Raw genomic sequence first — 23277 nt, 5'->3', positions numbered from 1 at the left:
AGATCACTAATTATGCAATATATCATCTTCCTTAGGGCGGTCAATGTATCAGGTAAGAACCTGATTAAGATGGCCGAATTGAAGGAGAAGCTTTCTAAAGCTGGTTATCAGGATGTGCAGACCTATATTCAAAGTGGTAATATTTTGCTTAAATCTGATGAAAGTTCGGAAAAGCTTGCTACAGCTATCAATAGCTTGATCAAGAATGAATTTGGTTTGGACATCTCCGTTTTTGCATTAGCTGAAAAAGAACTGCGTAAATCGCTTGATGATTGTCCGTTCTCTGCCGAATTAGCTCCTAATCATGTGTTTATTACTTATTTAAACAAAGAACCAGAAAACACTGTTTTAGAGCTTTTTAAAAACATTGATTTGGGTCCAGAAGAATATTTGCACAAAGGGAAATTATTCTATTTCTATTTGCCCTCGGGGATGGCAAAAAGTAAGCTGAACAATAACTTTATCGAGAAAAAGCTGAAAGTAATAGCAACAGGCAGAAACTTGAATACCATTAACAAAATGCTAACCCTAATAACAAAATAAAATCAAAACTATTTATTTAACTACAACATGAAATTTTTAAAGTATTTTTTATTGACTGTACTAGGTATAGTTGCATTAATCCTAATTATTGCTGCCTTTGTCCCTAAGGATTTCCATGCTGGTAGCGAGATTAGCATCAATAAACCAAAATCAGAGGTTTTTGACTATGTGAAACTGATCAGAAACCAAGGAAATTACGACAATTGGTCTAGACAGGACCCGAATATTGAGCGTAATTATGAAGGTACTGATGGTAATCCAGGCTTTGTTTACACTTGGAAAAGCAAGAAGGTTGGAGATGGCAAGCAAGTATTGACCAAGGTGGATTCTACTGCTGGACGGGTTGAAATGGACTTATTCTTTAACGGAACGGGAGATGCCAACAAATCATTCATGCAAGTCGATGCGATCAGTCCAGAGAGCTCCAAAGTCGTTTGGGAAATTGATGGAAAGATGCCCTATCCTTTTAATATCATGGGATTGTTCTTTGATATGAACAAGGACTTTAAAGCTGGATTGAGCAATTTAAAGGAAATTTTAGAAAAACAATAGATTTGAAAATCATTGCACCTCAAGACTGTGATAACGCTCCAAAGCGAAGGATTATCAGAGACCTCAATATTGCGTTTGCCAAAGGTGATGTAAAGGCGCTCGCGGATCAGTTCCACCAGGACATCGAATGGGAAATGGTAGGAGATAAAACGATATCAGGTTTTGAGGCTGTAGTTGATTATCTAGAAAAAATAAAAAGTTCCAAGGCCGATGCTTTGGAGCTTAAACAGATCCTGAGCCATGGAAAATATGCGGCAGCAAGTGGCATTCTTAGCTTTAAAACTGAGAAAATAGCCTTTCATGACTTCTATGAGTTCTCATCAGCAGGTTCCAGTAAGATCAAGAAAATCAGCAGTATGGCAATTTCCATTTAATTGGATTGCAGTTTTTATTCAAGAATATTATCTATTTTTATAATACTAATTATTGACGGAATGAAAAGATATTTATTCTTTGCCCTATTGTTTGGATCAATCGCTTGCAGCAATAATGCCCAACAATCAAAACAAGACCCTTTAGATACCCTTGCCAATCCTGAATTCGATAAGAACCCCATCGGTACGGAGGCTGGCTGTAAATGGCTAAAAGATAGTATCGAAAGCTATTTTGCAAAAGATAGCGGCCTCGATAGGATGAAATTGCTTACCACCGATGAATATTACAACTTTAAGCTTGATGCCATGAACACTGGATTGGATATCGATAGCAGCATCACCAAATTTGAACTCAATCAAAAATGGGGATCTAAATTTGAAATTGATACGGCGAGTCTAGGCACTGGATTTTTGATTTCTGGCCAAGATTGGGGTGAAATAAAGGTCTCTAGCTGCGATCTTTTGGATGAGAACGCAGCAGAACTAAACTTAAAGTTGATCATTTCGGATTGCAAGTTGCAAACTGACTATCACCGTGACATTAAACTCATCCTAGACAATGAACAGATTAAGATTGCGAATGTCAAGGAGTATGATTAGTGCTCATTCGCATAGGTGTCACTCAGCCATTTGAAGACTGGTTTTTTCTCCTGTTGCATCAATTGAATATCCATAATATTTAATAGTTCTTCTATAAACGGGTTGATTTTCTTGTCATCTCTATTCGTAAAAATACTGAGATTGATGTTCTTCTTAGGGATGCTCATCACAAGGTTATTGAAGCCGGTACTTTCTCCTGTATGGAAATATACCAAATTACCAAATTGATCTTTAGCAATAAACTTACCGATACTATAAGAGCAATCCTTATTCATTGGAATTAAATTGCCGGTCAAGAAGTCACTATAAGCAGGATCTTTTTCCAATAATTGAATAAAGGCTTGGTTCCACAATTTGTATTCATTCGCTGAAGTATAAACCCCACCATCACCTTTAGTTGCACTCGTGATACTTTGATCCGCAAAAACAAATTCATCTCCCTTTAAATGATACCCAAAAGCTCTATCCTTGATTTCGTCTTCAGGGTTATATACCAAGGATTTCTGCATATTCAAAGGCTTAAAGAAATGCTCCCACACATATTCGCTGAAGCCTTGTCCCGATACTTCCTCCACGATCAATGCCAAAAGGCAATAAGCGGTATTGCTATAACGGAACTTAGTCCCAGGACTGAAATATACACGATCTAAGGGTTCAATTAATTTCAGCACATCCGAATCACGTAATTGTTTCTTCAGACCTTTGGGAATGATCTCTTCATAGTCCACAATTCCAGAACTATGGTTCAGAAGCTGAGGAATGGTTGCATTCCTGATTTCTCCTTTTAAGCTTGGGAAGAAATCACTCAACATCGCAGTGTTAACATCTATTTTGTTTTCTTGAATCAGTTGATAAATGGCAGCGGCAGTAACTTGTTTGCTGACTGATGCCATTCTAAAGTTTGTATGGAGATCAATCTTCCTTCCTGTTTTTAGATCAGCAATGCCCTGCCCTTTTGCGAAAATAGTATTATTGTTGTTGTCATAAACTTGTAGTACGATTCCGGGATCATTATCCTTGGGATAATACTCCTTTAAAAGGTCATCCAACTTTGATTTCACATCCCCTTGTGAAAAAGCAAGCTGCATACTGAATATTAAAATGGTTGCAATGATGATATGCTTCATAATTTAGGTTTTAATTTCAGCCAATATAATTATTATTAATTGCAAAGACTTGAAACAAAAATTAATTAACTATATAAATAAAATAGGCGTTAATTTTCATTAACACCTATCCCTGACTTATACTTTAGCTGACTTAATTCAATGTAGTTAACTCAGTTTTCTGAAACTTTCTATAGCGATCCACCTCATCGGCAAGCTTTGAAATTGCAAAGCCTACGATAGAAGCATCATCCAACCATCCCAACACCGGGATAATATCTGGAATAGCATCTATGGGAGAAATCACATATACAATCGTTCCCACGATAATTGACATATTCCATTTGTTCATTTTATATCGACCCGAGAAAGTATCCTTTATCATCGAAATCAATAGTTTGAATTCATTGGTTTTCCCTTCTAAATGCTGTGCTTTACCTTCAGCGATCTCTATATCTTCGTTTGTTAATTTTCTATTTTTAAAAGTATTAAACAGTAGCAATGCCCTGTTGAAATAGTTTTTTTTCATTCTGTTTTTCATCAGTTTTTAATATGACCTCACAAATGTAAAACGGTTTAATGAGCAAATCATTATTGTATCCAATATTTTTACAGGTAGATTAGCCTTTAAAAACATTTTAAAGGAATTAGATAACATTTACACAATAATCTGATAACAATGGCGTTATAATTATACAAAAGAGGTTATTTTAAAAACCTTGAGACATTAGTTTCAAGAAGAAAAAGTTAAGATAACTTTTTAAGTGAAAAGGTTGACAATCGAAAAATGTCAACCTTTTCTAGTTTATTACAAGTTTTTAAAAAAATTTTTTTTAAATAAAAAGCCTGTTTAAGACATCATAGAGGGGTTTATTAAAATTATATTAAAAAAAAGTTAATGAACGCACAATATTCCAAATACTAGGGCGTTTATAATTATACAAAAAAGGTTATTTTATTTTCAATTATGACGTGAGTTATAAAAAGAAAAAAAGAAGATAACTTTTTAAAAGAAAGAGGCCGACTGTAAAAAGTTGGCCTCTTTTAATTTGTTTAGGAAGGAACCTTCCTTGAATTTTCTCGTTCCCAGATCCTATGCTTCTTCAATGCTTGGATGAAATCGTTTATCCAATTGGATCCAGAGGATTCACAGTTTACCGCTGAATCCTTTTCAATAAAGGATTTATCCATCAGTTTTTCGGCTGATTTGGCAAAAGCCAAAGCTTTGCAATGTCTATAACCTTCGTTAATAAACTGTAAGTAATCCGGATTCTGAGCTAATTTGTCGACCATATCCCCGTCTGGAGTGTAAAAACCATCAAAACAAACTGAACCATCTGTTAGATACGAATGTTGAACTTCCTCCATGTCGCCTTCCTTATACTTCAGGCTTCCGACATGTGAAGATACCAAGACCACCATCGCCCCTTCTTTCGTTAATGCTTTCCGCATTATATCTACCGACTTCTTACTTACCCCGTCATCAACTAAAAAGGCAATTTTTCTGCTTGCAATCGTGCCTTCATCATCTTTTACTTTCATGCTAAGAAAGGCAGATTTTTCGACTTCTGGTTTATTAGGTTGAATTGGATAATTAGGATGATTTTGCTTAGCAAACTTAACGGTCAACGGATCCAAGGATTTCGAAGGTTTTAAACCAAGGTTCTTGCCGATAGCATTCGCAAGCGCTGGCTCTACTTGATAAAGAATAGCCAATTCTCTTTTACGGATTTCTTCTTTATTGACCTTTGACAATTCAAAACTGAAGGCATTAATCATGTGATTCTGTTCTTCTGCACTCAAGGAATGGAAAAATAACCTTGCTTGGGTAAAATGATCGGCAAAAGAATTCGATCTAGCTCTCACCTTTTGTCCATCGACCTGTTGTTTCCCGGTTTGATAGCCTACCTCTCCCTTCATCATGGCCTGAAATGGACAGCCATTTCCTTGACTATTTGGGAAATAACTCGAATTCCCTTTTAGGATGTCCATCCTAGCAAACCCATCCTTTTGGTTGTTATATTTTCCATTTATCGGCCTATTGATGGGCAATTCATGGAAATTTGGACCACCCAGTCTATAGTTCTGCGTATCCATGTAAGAAAAAATCCTTCCTTGCAAGAGCGGATCATCAGAGAAATCTATTCCCGGAACTACTCTTCCAGGGTCAAAGGCAGCCTGTTCCGTTTCAGCAAAAAAGTTTTCAGGATTTCGGTTCAAGGTCATGGTTCCAATTATCTTGATAGGCACCAATTCCTCAGGAATTATCTTGGTTGGATCCAGGATATCAAAAGAAAACTTCATTTCATCTTCTTCAGCAATTAATTGAACGCCTAGATCCCATTGCGGAAATTGCCCGTTCTCAATGGCTTCCCATAGGTCTCTTCTATGAAAGTCTGAATCAAAACCCGAAATCTTCTGCGCCTCATTCCAAGCGACTGAATGTACTCCCAATTTAGGTTTCCAATGAAATTTAACAAAGGTTGCTTTTCCAGCAGAATTGATAAATTTAAAAGTATGCACTCCAAAACCTTCGATCATCCGAAGACTCCTCGGTATTGCACGATCAGACATGACCCATAAGGACATATGGGCTGATTCGGGCATTAAAGAAATAAAATCCCAAAAGGTATCATGTGCAGAGGCAGCCTGCGGAATCTCATTATTAGGTTCAGGTTTGACAGCATGGATGACATCAGGGAAATTCATCGCATCCTGTATAAAGAAAACAGGAATGCTATTTCCTACTAAATCATAATTTCCTTCTTGCGTATAGAATTTTACGGAAAAACCCCTTACATCTCTCGCCAAATCTGTTGAGCCCTTAAAGCCTGCAACAGTAGAAAACCGCACAAACAAAGGCGTGACGGTTCCTTTTTTAAGGAAGTCGGCCGAGGTATACTCGCTCATATCTGCTGTAGCTTCAAAATATCCATGAGCACCCGAACCGCGAGCATGTACCACCCTTTCAGGAATACGCTCTCGATCAAAATGCATGAGCTTATCAAAAAAGATATGATCTTGCTGTAAAGATGGACCTCGATCTCCTACTTTTAGCGTATTGTTATTGTCATAAACAGGAACTCCATCATTGGTCGTCATTACCTTGTTCATATTGTCAACCACATGGCGATCAATATGCGGTGCATCAGAATTCTTTCTTTTTTTCATGGTGTTATTATTTTAATTAGACATTTGTTATCTTCCAAAAGCGAAGTATGATGACAGTTTATGTTTTTTTCCTTTTAACCAATCCGAGACCATGTCCATTCCTGTTACCGAGAAGGTAATGCCGTTCCCGCCAAAGCCAAGAACAAAATAGGAACGTTTAAAATCCGGATGTGTCCCAATATAGGGCAGGCCATCTTTGGTCTCGCCGAAAGTCCCTGCCCAGGTGAAATCGGTGATAAATGACTTATCCTCAAAAACCTTTTTGAAGTCTTTTTCCAATTTCACTGATTTTTCACCCAATAGCTGATCCCTTTTCTCTGGATTCCGAAACTCTTCATCCTCACCTCCTATTAAAAACCGACCATCATCAGTGGTGCGCATATAGAGGTATGGATCAGAAGTATTCCAAATCAGGTAATCGTTATATTTTTCATATAGTTTTTGATTTACCTCTGAAACAATGGCATAGGTACTCAGAAGGTCTACAAATTTTTCTTTGATCAAATTAGCACTTTCGTAGCCGATACAATAAATGATATGCTTGGCTTTTATCGTAGCTTTCGTATCTAGATGAACCAAATTAAAGCCTTTCTTTTCTTCAACTTTCAGCAGTTCGGTCTTATCAAAAACCTGTAAACCTCTTTTCTGATTATAGTTCAGTAGATCGTGAGCCAATCGAAAGGCATCAACACTGCCACCATGCTTAGAAAGAATTCCTCCATGTGAATCTTTGATCTCAAGCTTTTTCTCAATTTCTTCCCTTTCCAACCAGCTTACATCAAAGCCTGCTTCCTTCCTAGCTTCAAACTCTTTCTTCAACCAGGGAACATCCTTCTTTCTACAAGCATAATAGAGGGACAATTTCTTCTTAAAACCTGATTCAGATTTAATCTTTGAAGCCAACTTGCCTAACTTATCAATGGATTCACAACATGCCTTATAACTCTCAACAGCCCCCTCCTTACCTACCATATCGATCAATTGATATAGAGGAGTGTCAATTTCATACTGCAACATAGAAGTGGTTGCTGAAGAACTTCCATTCACGACCTCTCTCTTATCGATCACGACTGTTTGGTAACCATCTTCAACACACTGATGAGCTATCAAACTCCCTGTAATTCCAGCTCCAACAACCAAAACATCACATGCTAAATCATTTCTCAAGGAAGGATAAGACGAAATTATTCCATTCTTGACCAGCCAAAAAGGTTCATTAGACTTTAAATCCATATAAAATTTCAATTAATGTATCACAAGAACAACTCGGACAGTATGTCTAACCAACTAAGCTAGCTTAATGTTTTACTTTTTTAATATTCCTATGTTGATTCATGAAATTCTTTAAATAAAAAAATCGCCCATTTGAGGCGATTTCTATTCTTTATTTAATCTCTGCATGGGCAGAGCCAAGTTTTTCATGGAGGAGATCCTCATCCAAGCCTTTTTCATATTTGGCGACGACTATGGTTGCAGTAGCATTACCAATGATATTGGTCAATGCCCTAGCCTCACTCATAAACCGATCAATCCCTAAAATCAGGCCGACTGCTTCGACAGGGATATGTCCCACAACGGGCAGAGTGGCGGCAAGCGTCACAAAACCACTGCCTGTTACCCCAGCAGCACCCTTTGATGTTAAGAGGAGCACTAAGAGCAACGTAATCTCCTGTTCCAAGTTGAGGTGCATATTCAGGGCTTGCGAAATAAACACGGCCGCCATGGTTAGATAAATACAGGTCCCATCAAGATTGAAGGAGTAACCTGTTGGAATTACTAAGCCAACGATCGGCTTAGAACATCCTGCATCTTCCAATTTTTGCATTAAACCCGGTAATGCCGATTCTGAAGAAGAGGTACCCAACACAATCAATAGCTCTTCTTTGATGTATTTAAGTAATTTGAAAATATTGACATTCACATAGAAATACAGGACTGATCCGATCACGCCGACAATAAATACGATACAGGTTCCATAGAAGCTGAGCATCAAAAGCCCCAAAGACGATAAAGCCTCAATTCCATATTTACCAATGGTAAAGCCCATGGCGCCCATAGCCCCGATTGGCGCTAGGTACATGATCATTTTGATGACAGCAAACAGACCTTTTAGAAAGGATTGCAAGACATCAATCACTGGAGCAGAAGCCTTTTCTCCAATTTTCGTAAGTCCAATTCCAAACAGCACGGCAAACAATAAAACCTGTAAGAGGTTATCGGAAGCCACTGCAGCGATCACATTATTGGGGATAATGCTCAGAATAAAATCCATCACACTATTATGCTCCTTGGATTCTTGGATATAATGCGAAACAGCTGTGGGGTCCAAGGTATTTGGATCCACGTTCATCCCCGTGCCTGGCTGTATTAAGTTCACAAATACCAATCCGATGACCAGGGCTATCGTTGTCATGATCTCAAAATAGACCAAGGAACTCAAGCCAATCTTACCAACTTTCTTGATATCCTGCATCCCAGCAATACCAATTACAATGGAGCTAAATATCAATGGAGCGATGATCATCTTGATCAGCTTGATAAATCCATCCCCTAAGGGTTTCAACTTAACTGCAAAATCAGGATAGAATACACCGCATAAAATCCCGATTAGGATTCCTAAAATGACCTGAACATATAAACTGGAGAAAAATTTCTTCATATAACTCTGTAGATCCGTGAATGATTAGAAAATAGGTTTCAAAATTAAATGTAAAAAAAATGAATTCCTATTGCTACTCTTAGCAGCAAGAATTCATTAATTAACAAGTAGAAAAATGATATTCAAAGGGTTATGACAAAACCCTATGTCACAATTTTTCAATAAATTTTGTTAGTGAATCACCCAAAATCCTTTCCCAGCCCGATTCAAAACGTTCTTGGGAAAATTGCTCTCCGGCATCTCTGAAATGTTCCAGACTTTCATGGGTCAAATGCAAAGTGGTCGCTCCTCTCCTCGGAATAAACCTCCAAGTAATGATCGAATTCCCTTTTGTTTGCTTTGGATGGCGCCAAGTAAACTTGAAAAGCTCCTCCGGCTTTACCTCCAAAACTTGACATTGGTGATAATCATTCTTACGCTTTTCAACCTTTGAAAATTCAAATTGCGCCCCCACCTCTGTACTAAAATTAGGGATATCAAAGAACCAGTCCTTTAACTTTTGCTTATCGGTCATAGCTTGCCATAATGCAGCTGTAGAAATTGGGTATGTACGTTCAATATGGATAATGTCGTGGCTCATCAATGACCTCCTTTGTAGTGTACTTAAATATATGAATTTTCAACGCTACTTTATTATAAAACAGTAAACTGAAAGTAAAATAAATGTAAGCTTATTATTAAAACAACTAACTGATTTATAAGTTTTTGTATTCCAGAATTTATTCTAAAAATTAATTTGATTGCTTCATCAACTATATCTTTCCTAGCAACAATTTGATTAGGTGATATTTAGGTTAATTTTAATCCGTTTCATTTCTATTTTACATCTTCCGATTTCATAAAAAGCTCCGTATCTTTGTTATTACATGAATGTAAACAAACTGTTAGAGCGTGCCTTGAACTTTGACTTCTTGACAAAAGAAGAAGGCATTTTCTTATATAAAGAAGCGGCTACTGCAGACCTTGCTTTTGTAGCCAACGAACTGCGTAAGATTCAGGTCCCACACGGAAAGGTAACTTGGCAGATTGACAGGAATGTGAATACTACCAACGTATGTATCGCAAACTGTAAATTCTGTAATTTCTTCAGACGCCCAGGCCATGAAGAAAGTTACATCACGGACATTGAAACCTATAAGCAGAAAATCGAAGAAACCTTCCGCTATGGTGGTGATCAATTACTTCTACAAGGTGGACATCACCCTGACCTTGGATTGAGTTTCTACACCAACCTTTTCAAACAACTAAAGGAACTTTATCCAACCCTTAAGCTTCACTCCTTAGGGCCGCCAGAAATTGCGCACGTAGCAAAACTGGAAGGCATGAGCCACCTTGAAGTCTTGACGGCCATGAAAGAAGCTGGATTAGACTCCCTGCCGGGGGCTGGTGCAGAAATATTGAACGACCGTGTCCGTAGATTGATCTCTAAGGGTAAATGTGGTGGTCAAGAATGGTTGGATGTAATGCGTGCAGCCCACAAAATCAATCTTCCAACTTCGGCAACCATGATGTTTGGACATATTGAAACAATCGAAGAACGTTTCGAGCACTTGGTATGGCTTCGCGAAGTACAAAGCGAAAAACCAGCCGATGCTTATGGATTCATCGCCTTTATCCCTTGGCCTTTCCAAGATGATGGTACTTTGTTGAAACGCCTACGCGGCATTACCAATGATGTTACAGCCGATGAATATATCCGAATGATTGCTTTAAGTAGAATCATGCTTCCGAACATCAAAAATATACAAGCTTCGTGGCTAACTGTCGGTAAACAGACCGCACAGATATGTCTTCATTCTGGTGCGAACGACTTTGGTTCCATTATGATCGAAGAGAATGTGGTTTCTGCAGCAGGTGCACCGCACAGGTTCACTTCCAAATCCATTCAAGATGCCATCACAGAAGCAGGTTTTGAACCACAATTAAGGACACAGACTTACAAGTTCAGGGAATTGCCTGAACAGATGGAAGAACAGGTTATTAATTATTAAGCATCGTTTTGAAAGATATTATATTAAATATAGAAGCTATCATCTTTGCCTCTTCCGAAGGAATCAGCCAGAAGGACCTACGGGAGGTTTTACAAGATGCATTAGCTATCGAGATCAGCAAGGTAGAGTTGGCAGAATTCATTGGGAAATTAAAGGCTAAATACGAATCTGAGGATTATCCTTTGGCCTTGGTTTCGATCAATGATCAATTACAGTTCTTGACAAAACCAGCCTATCACGATGCCATCAACCAACTTCAGGTCCATAAAGAGCGGAAAAAACTGAGCCAATCAGCATTGGAAACCTTAGCAATCATCGCATATAGGCAACCGATTACCAAATTGGAGGTAGAACAGATCCGTGGAGTCAACTGTGATTATTCCATTCAACGCTTGTTGGATAAAGGCTTGATACAGATTGCAGGCAAGGCTAACAGCATTGGTAAGCCCCTGCTCTATTCGACCAGCGGAGAGTTCATGAACCACTTTGGTCTATCCAGCACCAAGGATCTCCCTCAGCTTAAAGATATTGTGGCTGAAGAAAACAGTATCGGTGAAATCGTTGATTAGATCATGATAGAGCAAGATTAAATTCGTTTTAATTATTTTTAAAAAAAATTTATCAATTGAATTATCTTATATAATTTTACATAACAAAAGAATAATATCATAATAAACAACATGGCTACAATGCAAGCAATTGAAACAGATGTAAAGGTTGATGAAAGAGTGCTCAACTTCAACGGTCCTGATGACGATGATGATGACTTTGATGACGATGATGAATTCGGATTAGATGATATCGATTCGATCGGCGGCTACGATGATTTTGATGACGAAGATGAAGATTTTTAATCTTCACTAGCCAAAACAATTAATTTACCAGAACGCATCTAGTAAAGGAACATGTGCGCGCCCTAAGGTATGGGGTAAGATAAAACGAATTTTTACGGGCTTGAATTTATTTCAAGCCTTTTTTTCTCTCCAACCTATTAACCTAAAAAAGCTCCAAGAAAGATATTCTTGGAGCTTTTTTTTTCACTAGGTATTGATCAATCTATTGATCGTCCTTACTGATGGAGTATGGAAGATCAGCTTTATTGATTCCTCTTTTCTTATTGGGCTCTGCACCCATATCAAACTGTAGATTGGCACCTTTCAACAATTCACTATGATTGATATAGTTCTTTGTGTAGTTCTTACCATTCCATTTCATGTTGTGGATATAACGGTTTTGATCTGAATTGTTTTTCGATTCAATATTTACGGTCTTACCATTGCTTAAATGCAAGGTTACCTTATCAAATACCGGTGAACCAAGAACATATTCGTCGGTTGCCGGAGTCACTGGATAGAATCCGATTGCTGAGAATACATACCAAGCAGAAGTCTGACCGTTGTCCTCGTCACCACAGTAGCCATCAGGATTTGGCGAATACATTCTATTCATCGTCTCCCTGATCCAATATTGCGCTTTCCAAGGGGCTCCAACATGGTTATACAAATAGATCATATGTTGGATCGGCTGATTTCCATGTGCATATTGCCCCATATTAGCGATCTGCATTTCGCGGATCTCATGGATTGGGAAACCATAATAGCTATCATCAAAAATTGGAGGCAAGGTAAATACAGAGTCCAATTTGATTTCCATTGCTTTGTGACCGCCTAACAGTTTTGCAAATCCTTCCACATCCTGGAATACCGACCAGCTATAGTGCCAGCTGTTACCTTCTGTAAAAGCATCTCCCCACTTGAATGGATTGAATGGTGTAGACCAAGATCCATCTTTATTCTTTCCGCGCATCAATCCGGTAGATGGGTCAAATAACTTCTGATAGTTATAGGCTCTCTTTTTATAGAAATCTTTATCAGAATCTTTATTCAATGATTTAGCCAACTGATAGATGGCAAAGTCATCATAAGAGTATTCCAGAGAACGGGCTGCATTTTCATTGATCTTTACATCATAAGGCACATAACCCAATTCATTATAATATTCAGCACCGGCTCTTCCTACAGCTGTAATCGGACCAGCATTGTTGGCTCCTTTTATTACAGCCTCGTACAAAGTCTCAATATCTTTTGATCTCACCCCTTTGATATAGGCATCAGCTACTACAGAAGCAGAGTTGTTACCAACCATGATATTTCTGTAACCAGGACTCGCCCATTCTGGCAACCAGCCACCTTCACGATAAGCGTTTGCCAAGCCTTCCTGCATCTTCTCGTTGATCTCTGGGTACATCAGGTTCAAGAAAGGAAACAAGGCTCTAAAGGTATCCCAAAATCCGGTGTCAGTAAACATATATCCCGGTAATACCTTTCCATTATATGGAGAATAGTGCACAACCTCTCCTTGCGCATTGATCTCATAGAACATCCTTGGGAACAATAAAGAACGGTACAAGGAAGAATAGAAAGTCCTCATCTGATCGATATTTCCACCTTCTATTTCAATCTTACCCAATTCCTTATTCCAAATGTCCTCACCTTTTTTCACCTGCTCGTCAAATGTCACGCCATCCAATTCCTTCAAGTTCTGAACGGCCTGTTCTGGACTGATAAAGGAAGAAGCTGCTTTCATTAAGACTTGCTCGCCAGCATTCGCATTTTGGAAGCCTACAATAGCACCAACATGGTTTGCCTTCACCATATACCTGCCATCCGTCAAAACGGAATCAGCAAAGGTTGAAACATTCGCAAATGGCTTATCAAAAGTCATCACGAAATAATTCTTGAAGTTCTCTGGAACACCACCACTGTTTTTGGTACTATAACCTATGATTTTGTTTTCCTTAGGGATTACTTCCACATAAGAACCTTTATCAAATGCATCGATCAACACAAAGGCTGAATCGGTCTTTGGAAAAGTAAATCTAAAGTAAGACGCACGCTCGGTTGGAGTAAGCTCAACTTTAGTATCATAATCAGCAAGATATACTGAATAATAATGTGGTTTAGCGACTTCGGCTTTATGCGAAAAATAACTCGCACGTTTGTCCTGATCAAAGGTCTTATTATTGACCATCGCCATAATGGAAAACTGTCCATAATCATTCATCCATGGAGATGGCTGATGCGTCTGTTTTATTCCACGCAGTTTTTCCGCGGTATAGGTATACATCCATCCATCGCCCATCTTCCCGGTTTGAGGACTCCAAAAGTTCATCCCCCATGGAAGGGCTATTGCTGGATACGTATTACCGCTGGATAAAAAATAAGTAGATTGTGTACCCACCAAGGTGCTCACTAGATCGATCGGTTTCTCAACCTTCCCAACTTTCTGAGCAAATCCTGATAAGACAGTCGTACCTATCAATAAAGCTGTAGTAAGAAATTTTAAGTTCATGTTGTGAAAAATAGGTTTTATCAATTTTTTAAATATAGGAAAATAATTGATAAAACAAACCGCTAAAAGTATTTAGCCATTCATTCTAAGCACTATTTTCCCGTATTGTTCAGGGCTCTCAAAATAGCGATGTGCCTCAATGACCTCCTCAAAGGGAAAGATTTTAGTCAATAATGGTCTCAGCTCCCCTTTTTCCAAAAGAGGTAAAATATTTGTTTCAATTTCATGAGTGAGCTCAGCTTTGAAAGAAAGGTCCCTTCCTCTCAAAGTCGAACCTGTTACTGTGATCCGCTTTTGCATCAACTTCAAAAGGTTCAATTCTACTTTAGCACCTTCCATCGCATTAATCTGTACCAATCGACCATCTTCATGAAGTAAAGCAATATGTTTGTTAAAATACACCCCGCCTATGCTATCCAAAACCACATCCACTCCTACTGGCTTCAGTATATCAACAAAATCTTCGGTTTTATAATTTATAACTTTATCAGCACCAAGGTCCAAGGCTATTTTCCGCTTTTCTTCAGAACCAACGGTACAATAGACGATAGCACCAAAAATCTTACAGATTTGAATAGCAGTGGTCCCAATACCACCTGTTCCACCATGGATCAAGACTTTCTCGCCTTTTTTCAAGCGACCTCTCTGAAATACATTGTGCCATACGGTGTAAACAGTTTCGGGTAGACATGCCGCTTCCTCAAAGCTTAAGTTTTTAGGCTTAGGGAGGCAAGCTCTTTCCGAAACACAGGCTTGGGTCGCATAGCCTACACCGGGCAATAAGGCCATCACTTCGTCCCCAACATTAAATTTCTTGGCATCTGGCCCAACAGCACGCACTACCCCAGAAACCTCCAATCCCGGGATCTCCTGGATCACATTGGGAGGAGCTGGATAATGACCCTTTCGTTGAAAGACATCAGGACGGTTTATTCCCGCTGCCCTCACTTCAATGACAAGTTCATCCCCTTCTGGCGACAAATCCGCTCTTTCCTCAATTCTAAACACTTCTGGCCCTCCAAAAGTCGTCATTACCGCTACTTTCATTTATTTATTCGGATAAGTTTGCAAACGCAGGTTAAAGGTCAACATAAGATATCTTCCCAACCTATTGTTTCTAGATTCAAAGACATCGTTACCAACATATGAAGTCATGACACCCACATTCTTGTTCTGGTCCATGATATCATTACATTGTAACCTAATTAACGCTGCTTTGTTTTTTAAAAAACTATATTCTAGATAAGTATTGATGATTGTCGGATTTACATCACTTAATTCGCTCACATAACCATTATAAAACTTCTGGGACATTTCCGCTCCTAACACAAAATTCTCTGATAAGTAACCTCGACCCGCCAAACTCAACAAAAAGGAATGAGCGGCTATCTTATTCTTGTACGGCAATTCATAAACAGCCCGGTTTAAGAAATAGTTCGTATTGAATACCGATTCAAAGTACTCATTCGGCAAGTACCTAAACTGGATATTCTGGTTAAAGAGAACCTGTTGTGTGGTACTTTTCATGCTGTTGATATATGACAGGTTATTGTAATAATCCACATTGCCAGAAAGCCCAAGATTCAGCTCATCTGAAAAAATCGGAGAATTAAACTCGTAGTACCATTTTATATCGTAATAACCATCGGTATTTTCAAAGGTGGTTTCCTGAATTGTTTCATTCGACAATGATTTCTTAGAAGTCACGATTTTATTCGCAATAAAAGTATAGGCAAAATCGGTCTGGAAATATTGCCCTCGAGTAGGCACAAACTTCCTTAAAGTCGTAGAAAACTGATTGGAAAATTCAGCCTTTAGAGAGGGATTACCAATAATAATGTTCCTTGAATTGGAGTTATCTCTGACTGGTGAGATATGTAAAAAGGTTGGTTGGATATTTCTGCCTAAATAGGCCAATTTGATCTCCAGATCATTGCTGAATTTATAACGGATGGTCGTCGAAGGAACCAGATTTACATTATTATATTTATAGATCATGGTATCCCCTCGCACTCTACCTGAAAGATTGACTGGCTGCACTGAAAAACCCATATTCACCCTAAATTTCTTGTTCGGCTCATATTGGTAGTTTAATCCTGTCTTAAAACTTCTAAATTGATAGGCATAGTCCATGGCCAATGAATCCACAAATTCTCCACCCAGATAATAAGGATCCCTTACCGTACGGACTGCTTCAATATTGTTGATATCCATCTCATGGAAGATCTCCAACAAACTATGTTCATAGAATGGCTCCACATAAGATAAAGAACTCTTCACCCCTGCAACATCATTTCTTGCATCCACTAATTGTCGTTGCCTATAACTCGTCATCGTTGGGATGGTACCAGTAGAGTCGAAACTTTCATAGTATTCCGAAACCACATCATCTTTCGTCAAGGATTGATAGTTTAGTTTCAGATCTCCTACTAGCTTTCTTCCAGGCTTATGGAAGTATTTGGAATAGAGGACCGATATATCGGCCGAAGGTTTACTGTTAACGGTTGTATCTTGTCTTTCACCCAATTCATGCAATCTCCGGTTGGTCAAATCCGTACTTCTTTGGTTATAGAAATATTCCCGATTATATGCAACTTTAGGATTGATCTTTAATACATCATTATTTTTGAACTTGGCATTCATTTCTAAATTTAGGGTATGCAAGTTATCGTAGGTGCGATTTCGGTATTTCTCATAGCGATGGATCTTATAGCCGGCATAAGAAGATGTCAATAAAGAATTACCCTCTGTCAAATTAAATTTACTTTGATAGGAATAGCCACCATTCAAGGTGATATTATCTCCTAGATTATCAGTAAATGAAATCCCTAGGGACCCCAATTTATTTAACCCATCATTAGGGTCAGAGAAATCCCCTACTTCGGAAAGATCCGTATTTCTACCTCCTGCTCCGTCTGGTGACCCAAAAAGAAACAGACTGGTATTGGTATTATTCAGGGAACCGATGATGGACATCTCCTGGCCATCATTGAATTTATTGATCCCTATACTTCCAATAAATCGATCTCTCGTTCCGGCCCCTATGGTCCCCTGACCAAAAGTGATCCTTTTCTTGTCTTCCTCTAGGATAATGTTAATGATCTTTTCCGGATCTGAAGTTTTGATACCCTTCGCCGTAGAAAGGTCTCCATAATCATTGATCACTTCCACCTGTTTCACAAAGCCTGAAGGAAGATTACGGGTCGCGGTCAATAGATCCCCACTAAAGAACTTTTTACCATCTACACGGACCCCTCTAATCAGTTGCCCATTATAATAGGTGGTTCCGTCTCTCAGGACCTGAAAACCCGGCAATTGCTTAATTGCCTCTTCAAGGAGGGAATGTTCTGGAAAGGAGAATGCAGACATATTAAACTGAATGGTATCCCCACGGTCCACCACAGGAATGACCTTCACAATCCTAACCTCTGGAATTAATGTGGACTGCGGATACAGCACCACGCGAGGAACAAAGATCTTATTGATAAAAACGGTTGTTGGAATACTTTTGTTGACGATCTGAAACCCCAACATGCTATAGGAAATATTGAGATTTTTCCCCTTGATATTTCTGAATCGGTAGAAACCATTCTCATCGGTGGTGGTGCTCATGGTGTCGGCATTACTTACCAACCTTACCGATGCGTCTTTCATGCCTAGACCTGTACTGTCAACTACCACACCCTCTACACTTTTCAAGCCTTCTTGAGCATGTAACTCATGAAATCCTAAAAAAGTAAGAAGCAAAATAAGTATACCTGAACAGTAATTTCTCACAGAGCAATAGACTAAATTGGCAATCTAAAAATTCACTAAATAACTATAAACTGAAATTTACTTATAAAACGTATAAACTTAAAATAATTGTATAAAAAAAAGGGGCTAAAATGTGATTTTAACCCCTTTTTTTATTTTTTTAAAGAATTTTATTCTCCATCGAAGGTCACTTTCACCAAATGACGGTCAATTTCCCAACGTCCAGTTCCTTCTTCACCGATTACATCGAATAGTTCAAGGATACGTCTAGCAATATATTCTTCTTCTACTTGCTCTTCTAGGAACCACTGAATAAAGTTGAATGTTACGAAATCTTTTGCTTTGAAACATTTGTCAGCGATTTTGTTGAATTGCTCAGTTACGAACATTTCTTGCTCCAATGTTTGTTCGAATACGCCTCTGAAAGATTCAAAATCAACTGGTACATTTGTGATTTCTGGCGAAATAGAACGGCCACCACGGTCGCTGATATATTTGAAGATCTTCAACATGTGAGTACGCTCTTCATCTGATTGTTTAGCAAAGAAATCTGCTGCATTGTCCAAGCCTTGATCATCACACCAAGCCGACATTGCTAGATACAATGCTGATGAGTGTGCTTCAACTTTTACTTGGGCATTCAATATGTTTTCAATCTCTTCAGAGATAGATGTTTTTAATTTCAATAAATCTTTCATAATATATTTTCCTTTTTATGTAATAACAAGAAACCTTATGTCGATTTCCTTAACACAAAGATAAAGCTAAACGAAAGAAATTGTAGGAAAAATATGTAATACAAATTCAGTCTAAATTAGCTATAATATTAGCTAAGCTATTTAGAATCAGTATAATTATAAAGAATATTAAATTGCAAGCAAAGCCTTGGATTGAAGGCAGGCTTTGATTTCGCTGTTCAGCTCGATCATGAACTTCGCCCCCGAAAGAACTTCCTTCAACTTAAGGATATCTTGAGCAGACAAGATAAAGATGCTATCTGTCCTGAAAGGCATAATAATCTCAAAATCAAAGGATCTAGCTGAATTGCTCAGCATCATTTCTAGATCAACTGCATCTACCCTCTTTTTAAAAGCAAAAAAATCCCTAACCTTAAAAGCAGTTGTGGACCCTTGAAAATCTAACCAATAACAGTTTTTACGGCTACATTGGTATACAGCCCCATCCTCAGTTTGGAAAATCTCTTCAAAATTTGCTAATGGACAAATCATGTGCTCTTTTTTAATTTGGAACAAATCTAAATATTGTTAAGAATTATTCCAAATAAAAAGAGACATATTGTTTAGACAACAGGCAACAGACATTATACAACAGAATTTTATTGTTTAATAAACAATCATTTTCTTAAATCCGGCAACTGAGGTTTAATTGTTTTTTGTCGATTTGTATGTGAATATTCCCTACCAAACTTCAGCAACCAAATCCCTATCCAATAATCCTGTGCCGGGTCTCGACGGATATTGAGCGAAGCCGAGATGCCGCTCCATCGGAATAGATCGATCTTGGTCCATCCTCTAATTCTCGCTGGATGCGAGCCCCGAGCGAAGCAGAGATGCCGCTCCATTCGGAATAGATCGATCTTGATCCATACTCTAATTCTCGCTGGATGCGAGCCCCGAGCGGAGTCGAGGGGGAATCGAACTCCAACCTTGGTACATGTCCAGATCTTGGTCCATCCTCTTATCCCGTACCCTGAGCGAAACCGAAGGGCATCCTGGTTCAAATGCATGTGGCGGGCGTATGCGATATGCCCCTACGAAAATTGGAGAATTTATTGTTAAATGAATAGCCAACAATAATCCTGTGCCGGGTCTCGACGGTTATCGAGAGAAGCCGAGATGCCGCTTGACCATCGGAATAGATCTTGGTCCATCCTCTAATTCTCGCTGCATGCGAGCCCCGAGCGGAGTCGAGGGGGAATCGAACCCCAACCCTGGTCCAACACAACGTACAGGTCCTCTATCTTCGATAGAGGATGACAAAAAGTAGTGGGCATTTACGTACAGATTCTTCACTAATCGTTCAGAATTGGAAATGCGCTTAAGAGGGATTCAGAGTGAAGCGAAGAATCTATTTTTTAACTTTTAGTGGATGGCGGTCATTGTGAATCGCAAGATGAACAAACTATTTTCTTGTTTCAGAAGGGTTCAATCCTAGCCCCTACCAATCCGGTCTTTTGTCTGATGTCTATTATCTAATGTCTAAAAAACACGAAAGGCTCCCTCTTCGGGAGCCTTTTCATGTTTTTTAAATATTTTCGTTAAAATTCTTCTTCTTGATTTAATACTTCTTTGTGATTACTTAGATTAGTTCTTGTTTTGGTCTTGTGTTTGTTAATCTGTCGTCTAATAGATTCAATTGCAATATCCGTTGCTTCCTCGAAACTCTTAGCTTGTGCTTTGGCAAACAGTTGATTGCCGGGAATATTAAATTTAAGTTCCACTATCTTGTTGGCTTCATCTTCTACGTTTTCCAGTCGTAAATAACACACACCTTCGATGATGTTATCCAAGAACTGATTTAGTTTTTCCGCTTTCTTCTTAATGAACTCGATTAGCTTACTGTCAGCATTAAATTTAATAGATTGCACTGTAATGTTCATTTTTCCTCCTTTTTTAAGCTTTTGGATGAGCTTGTTTATAAATTGATTTTAAACGTTCTGCCGAATTATGGGTATACACTTGTGTTGCCGATAACCCAGCATGACCTAATAATTCCTTGATTGCATTTAAATCTGCGCCGTTGTCCAACAGGGCGGTTGCAAAGCTGTGCCGCAAAACATGCGGACTCCTTTTCTTCTGGGAAGTGATTGTACTTAAGTATTTCTTGACAATGCGATATATCAGTTTAGGATAAGCTTCCTTCCCTTCTTTGCTAACGATTAATTCCGGTGATTTGTTTTGAAAATCCTTTGCTTTTTTCAAATCCAAATACTTCTTTAATTCGTTGGCCAATGTTTGGTGTATGGGAACAAAACGCTCCTTGCTCCTTTTTCCGAATATAAGTATTTTTTTATTATTAAAATCAATATCCTGCTCCTTTATTTTTAACAATTCCGCCAAACGAATACCAGTTCCAAACAAGAGTTCCAAAACTATGAAATCCCGAGTCTGCTCGAAATCTTCGGACTCCAAACTCATGTTGTCCAGTAGCTTGACCATCTTGTCTTTCTCAACAATTATTGGCAACCTCTTGGCAGTTTTCAGGGACTTGATCAAGGCACTCGGATTCTGTTTGACCAGACCCTCGCGCATTAAAAACTTATAGAATGATTTCAATGAGGATATCGCCCGATTCACCGAGGTAGCTTCCTTACCTTGCTCCTTTAGATTGGAAAAGTAATACCTTAAAAAACGGTAATCGATTTCTTCAAAAGGCATGCTCTCCACTTCCAAGAATTGGAACAAAGCATCTATTTCCCTTTCATAAGCAACGATCGTATGTTCAGAATACCGCTTTTCAAATTTTAAGTAATTAATAAATCGATCCTTATACATTCTCATTTGCTTCTTATTGTAATATTAAGGATAATATACCGTAAAAAATGTGATAACGGACAATTTTACATTTGATTTACTTCAGCATTTCCCGGAGCCTTAATTTTCAATAGACACCCTTATAATTATATACGTGCTTAAGCTTTGCTTATTATCCAAAAGTTTGAATTGTTTTCAACAGTAGCAGATTTACTTTATTTAAGAGAAGATAATAGCCAAATCAAGCATAAGCTTCTCTAAAATCTAGGATAATTCACCTTGCTTTGCTTCGGGATTTATTCGAGGCATATTCGAGGAATCACTTGACCAGTCCGAGCGTTCTCGAATATGCCTCGAATGAGGTCAGAATTAAATCCCTTAAAAGGAACAAAAAAAATAGCTATCCGAAATGGATAGCTATTTTAGTATGTTAAATTCTGTTTGAGAATTATATTTTATCAGTTGCATTCACCGCGTTCAATTCAGCAAAAGCTTGCTCTAAACGCTCAACGAAAGCTTCTTCACCTTTACGCAACCATACACGTGGATCGTAATATTTTTTGTTAGGTGAATCAGCACCTTCTGGATTACCGATCTGCGCTTGTAAGTATTCACGGTTTTTAGCTTCGTATTTTCTTACACCGTCCCAGAATGCCCATTGCATATCTGTATCGATGTTCATTTTGATAGCACCGTAAGAAATTGCTTCTTCGATTTCCTCAGGAGAAGAACCCGAACCACCGTGGAAAACAAAGTTAACTGGTTTTTCAGCAGTTAAGTTGAATTTCTCGCGGATGTACTCTTGAGAGTTATGCAAGATAACTGGTTGCAATTTCACGTTTCCTGGTTTGTACACACCATGTACATTACCAAAAGCAGCAGCAACAGTGAATTTATCAGAAACTTTAGAAAGCTCTTCAAAAGCATAAGCAACCTCTTCAGGTTGAGTATATAATTTTGAGCTATCTACGTCAGAGTTATCTACTCCATCTTCTTCACCACCAGTAACACCCAATTCAATTTCGATGGTCATACCAAGTGGTTTCATGCGCTCTAAATATTTTTTAGAAATCTCGATGTTCTCTTCCAACGGTTCTTCTGAAAGATCCAACATGTGAGATGAAAACAATGGCTTACCATGTTGAGCAAAGAATTTCTCGCCAGCGTCCAACAATCCATCAATCCAAGGCAATAATTTTTTCGCAGCATGGTCAGTGTGCAAGATAACTGCAACACCATAGTGCTCTGCTAATAAATGTACGTGTTGAGCAGCTGAAACAGCCCCTAGAATACATGCTTGTAAATTATCATTGTTCAGTGATTTACCAGCGTAAAATTGTGCTCCACCGTTTGACAATTGAATGATCACAGGTGAGTTAACTTTCTTAGCCGTCTCCATAACAGCGTTGATAGAATCTGTACCGATAATGTTTACTGCAGGTAATGCAAATTTATGCTCTTTTGCTTTCTCAAAAAGCTCTTGAACTTGATCTCCAGTTAAAACTCCTTTGAAATCTTTTAGGCTCATAGTATATTTTCTAAATTTTATTAATACCAATAAAGATAAAGTTTTTTTGTGAGTTCAAAGAATATAGTGTAAAAATTACACTAAGAACTTTTAGTTATTCTAGTCAATCCCCCCTTCCTTAGCTATTAAAGATTTTATTAATATCTTTAGCA

General features: G+C 38.4%; 21 protein-coding genes. 7 read left to right on the top strand and 14 right to left on the bottom strand.

Annotated features, from left to right (window positions below; translation table 11 throughout):
* Positions 1–12: 12 nt before the first annotated feature.
* From CKW03_RS09280 to CKW03_RS09265, 4 genes are read left to right on the top strand one after another with little or no spacing between them, the layout of a single operon-like run.
* Positions 13–543: a DUF1697 domain-containing protein gene (locus CKW03_RS09280; RefSeq protein WP_093096057.1), complete on the top strand. Its 531-nt coding sequence runs from the start codon at positions 13–15 to the stop codon at positions 541–543.
* A gap of 27 nt (positions 544–570) precedes the next feature.
* The gene (locus CKW03_RS09275; protein ID WP_093096055.1) at positions 571–1095 is read left to right on the top strand and encodes an SRPBCC family protein; all 525 of its coding nucleotides are present in this window, start codon (positions 571–573) and stop codon (positions 1093–1095) included.
* 2 nt (positions 1096–1097) lie between these two features.
* A complete protein-coding gene (locus tag CKW03_RS09270) occupies positions 1098–1469 on the top strand; it encodes a nuclear transport factor 2 family protein (RefSeq protein ID WP_157739461.1) in 372 nt (123 codons plus the stop codon).
* A gap of 60 nt (positions 1470–1529) precedes the next feature.
* Positions 1530–2069 carry a hypothetical protein gene (locus tag CKW03_RS09265; protein WP_093096051.1) on the top strand — a complete coding sequence of 180 codons (540 nt, stop codon included), beginning with the start codon at positions 1530–1532 and terminating at the stop codon, positions 2067–2069.
* Here the strand turns inward: CKW03_RS09265 and CKW03_RS09260 are convergent.
* From CKW03_RS09260 to CKW03_RS09235, 6 genes are all read right to left on the bottom strand, one after another.
* Positions 2066–3196 carry a serine hydrolase domain-containing protein gene (locus CKW03_RS09260; RefSeq protein WP_093096048.1) on the bottom strand — a complete coding sequence of 377 codons (1131 nt, stop codon included), beginning with the start codon at positions 3194–3196 and terminating at the stop codon, positions 2066–2068. The genes CKW03_RS09265 and CKW03_RS09260 overlap by 4 nt on opposite strands.
* 133 nt (positions 3197–3329) lie before the next feature.
* Positions 3330–3704, bottom strand: coding sequence for a YkvA family protein (locus tag CKW03_RS20750; RefSeq protein WP_157739459.1), 375 nt, complete (start codon positions 3702–3704; stop codon positions 3330–3332).
* 524 nt (positions 3705–4228) lie between these two features.
* A complete protein-coding gene (locus CKW03_RS09250; RefSeq protein ID WP_093096044.1) occupies positions 4229–6346 on the bottom strand; it encodes a catalase in 2118 nt (705 codons plus the stop codon).
* Between the two features lie 27 nt (positions 6347–6373).
* The gene (locus tag CKW03_RS09245; protein ID WP_093096042.1) at positions 6374–7579 is read right to left on the bottom strand and encodes an NAD(P)/FAD-dependent oxidoreductase; all 1206 of its coding nucleotides are present in this window, start codon (positions 7577–7579) and stop codon (positions 6374–6376) included.
* Positions 7580–7730: 151 nt separating this feature from the next.
* Positions 7731–9005 (bottom strand): C4-dicarboxylate transporter DctA, encoded by a 1275-nt coding sequence (dctA, locus tag CKW03_RS09240; RefSeq protein ID WP_093096040.1) that lies wholly within the window; start codon positions 9003–9005, stop codon positions 7731–7733.
* A 148-nt stretch (positions 9006–9153) separates the two neighbouring features.
* Complete coding sequence (locus CKW03_RS09235; protein WP_093096038.1) at positions 9154–9585, bottom strand: SRPBCC family protein; 432 nt, start codon at positions 9583–9585, stop codon at positions 9154–9156.
* A gap of 286 nt (positions 9586–9871) precedes the next feature.
* On the opposite strand from CKW03_RS09235, the gene CKW03_RS09230 reads away from it, so the two are divergent.
* The 3 genes from CKW03_RS09230 to CKW03_RS20580 all read left to right on the top strand — a co-directional run bounded on the left by CKW03_RS09230 (position 9872) and on the right by CKW03_RS20580 (position 11850).
* Positions 9872–10996 carry a CofH family radical SAM protein gene (locus CKW03_RS09230; RefSeq protein ID WP_093096037.1) on the top strand — a complete coding sequence of 375 codons (1125 nt, stop codon included), beginning with the start codon at positions 9872–9874 and terminating at the stop codon, positions 10994–10996.
* Between the two features lie 8 nt (positions 10997–11004).
* Positions 11005–11565 carry an SMC-Scp complex subunit ScpB gene (gene scpB, locus CKW03_RS09225; RefSeq protein ID WP_093096034.1) on the top strand — a complete coding sequence of 187 codons (561 nt, stop codon included), beginning with the start codon at positions 11005–11007 and terminating at the stop codon, positions 11563–11565.
* A 120-nt stretch (positions 11566–11685) separates the two neighbouring features.
* On the top strand, positions 11686–11850 hold the full coding sequence (locus CKW03_RS20580) for a hypothetical protein (protein ID WP_169918963.1): 165 nt from the start codon (positions 11686–11688) through the stop codon (positions 11848–11850).
* A 202-nt stretch (positions 11851–12052) separates the two neighbouring features.
* On the opposite strand, the gene CKW03_RS09220 is transcribed toward CKW03_RS20580, so the two are convergent.
* The 8 genes from CKW03_RS09220 to fbaA form a co-directional block, all read right to left on the bottom strand.
* Positions 12053–14347: a GH92 family glycosyl hydrolase gene (locus tag CKW03_RS09220; protein ID WP_093096033.1), complete on the bottom strand. Its 2295-nt coding sequence runs from the start codon at positions 14345–14347 to the stop codon at positions 12053–12055.
* Positions 14348–14419: 72 nt separating this feature from the next.
* On the bottom strand, positions 14420–15394 hold the full coding sequence (locus tag CKW03_RS09215; RefSeq protein WP_093096031.1) for an NAD(P)H-quinone oxidoreductase: 975 nt from the start codon (positions 15392–15394) through the stop codon (positions 14420–14422).
* Positions 15395–18094, bottom strand: a complete 2700-nt coding sequence (locus CKW03_RS09210) for an outer membrane beta-barrel protein (RefSeq protein ID WP_093096028.1) — start codon at positions 18092–18094, stop codon at positions 15395–15397.
* 179 nt (positions 18095–18273) lie between these two features.
* Positions 18274–18801: a ferritin gene (locus CKW03_RS09205; RefSeq protein WP_093096026.1), complete on the bottom strand. Its 528-nt coding sequence runs from the start codon at positions 18799–18801 to the stop codon at positions 18274–18276.
* 168 nt (positions 18802–18969) lie between these two features.
* Entirely contained in the window at positions 18970–19332 is a 363-nt protein-coding gene (locus tag CKW03_RS09200) for a DUF6686 family protein (protein ID WP_093096024.1), read from the bottom strand.
* Positions 19333–20381: 1049 nt separating this feature from the next.
* Positions 20382–20723, bottom strand: coding sequence for a ribosome hibernation-promoting factor, HPF/YfiA family (gene hpf, locus CKW03_RS09190; protein ID WP_093096020.1), 342 nt, complete (start codon positions 20721–20723; stop codon positions 20382–20384).
* 13 nt (positions 20724–20736) lie between these two features.
* The gene (locus CKW03_RS09185; RefSeq protein WP_307724200.1) at positions 20737–21624 is read right to left on the bottom strand and encodes a tyrosine-type recombinase/integrase; all 888 of its coding nucleotides are present in this window, start codon (positions 21622–21624) and stop codon (positions 20737–20739) included.
* 421 nt (positions 21625–22045) lie between these two features.
* Entirely contained in the window at positions 22046–23125 is a 1080-nt protein-coding gene (gene fbaA, locus CKW03_RS09180; protein ID WP_093096016.1) for a class II fructose-bisphosphate aldolase, read from the bottom strand.
* Between the last annotated feature and the right edge of the window lie 152 nt (positions 23126–23277).

Source organism: Sphingobacterium mizutaii (genome assembly GCF_900187125.1).
GTDB classification, from domain to species: domain Bacteria; phylum Bacteroidota; class Bacteroidia; order Sphingobacteriales; family Sphingobacteriaceae; genus Sphingobacterium; species Sphingobacterium mizutaii.
The sequence above is the reverse complement of the archived record's forward strand: the minus strand, read 5'-3'. Positions and strand labels throughout refer to the sequence as shown.

Excerpts from the sequence above, each read along its gene's own strand:
- CKW03_RS09280 (WP_093096057.1), top strand. The coding sequence starts at position 13 with ATGCAATATATCATCTTCCTTAGGGCGGTCAATGTATCAGGTAAGAAC.
- CKW03_RS09275 (WP_093096055.1), top strand. The coding sequence starts at position 571 with ATGAAATTTTTAAAGTATTTTTTATTGACTGTACTAGGTATAGTTGCA.
- CKW03_RS09265 (WP_093096051.1), top strand. The coding sequence starts at position 1,530 with ATGAAAAGATATTTATTCTTTGCCCTATTGTTTGGATCAATCGCTTGC.
- CKW03_RS09260 (WP_093096048.1), bottom strand. The coding sequence starts at position 3,196 with ATGAAGCATATCATCATTGCAACCATTTTAATATTCAGTATGCAGCTT.
- CKW03_RS20750 (WP_157739459.1), bottom strand. The coding sequence starts at position 3,704 with ATGAAAAAAAACTATTTCAACAGGGCATTGCTACTGTTTAATACTTTT.
- CKW03_RS09250 (WP_093096044.1), bottom strand. The coding sequence starts at position 6,346 with ATGAAAAAAAGAAAGAATTCTGATGCACCGCATATTGATCGCCATGTG.
- CKW03_RS09245 (WP_093096042.1), bottom strand. The coding sequence starts at position 7,579 with ATGGATTTAAAGTCTAATGAACCTTTTTGGCTGGTCAAGAATGGAATA.
- dctA (WP_093096040.1), bottom strand. The coding sequence starts at position 9,005 with ATGAAGAAATTTTTCTCCAGTTTATATGTTCAGGTCATTTTAGGAATC.
- CKW03_RS09235 (WP_093096038.1), bottom strand. The coding sequence starts at position 9,585 with ATGAGCCACGACATTATCCATATTGAACGTACATACCCAATTTCTACA.
- CKW03_RS09230 (WP_093096037.1), top strand. The coding sequence starts at position 9,872 with ATGAATGTAAACAAACTGTTAGAGCGTGCCTTGAACTTTGACTTCTTG.
- CKW03_RS20580 (WP_169918963.1), top strand. The coding sequence starts at position 11,686 with ATGCAAGCAATTGAAACAGATGTAAAGGTTGATGAAAGAGTGCTCAAC.
- CKW03_RS09220 (WP_093096033.1), bottom strand. The coding sequence starts at position 14,347 with ATGAACTTAAAATTTCTTACTACAGCTTTATTGATAGGTACGACTGTC.
- CKW03_RS09215 (WP_093096031.1), bottom strand. The coding sequence starts at position 15,394 with ATGAAAGTAGCGGTAATGACGACTTTTGGAGGGCCAGAAGTGTTTAGA.
- CKW03_RS09205 (WP_093096026.1), bottom strand. The coding sequence starts at position 18,801 with ATGAAAGATTTATTGAAATTAAAAACATCTATCTCTGAAGAGATTGAA.
- CKW03_RS09200 (WP_093096024.1), bottom strand. The coding sequence starts at position 19,332 with ATGATTTGTCCATTAGCAAATTTTGAAGAGATTTTCCAAACTGAGGAT.
- hpf (WP_093096020.1), bottom strand. The coding sequence starts at position 20,723 with ATGAACATTACAGTGCAATCTATTAAATTTAATGCTGACAGTAAGCTA.
- CKW03_RS09185 (WP_307724200.1), bottom strand. The coding sequence starts at position 21,624 with ATGAGAATGTATAAGGATCGATTTATTAATTACTTAAAATTTGAAAAG.
- fbaA (WP_093096016.1), bottom strand. The coding sequence starts at position 23,125 with ATGAGCCTAAAAGATTTCAAAGGAGTTTTAACTGGAGATCAAGTTCAA.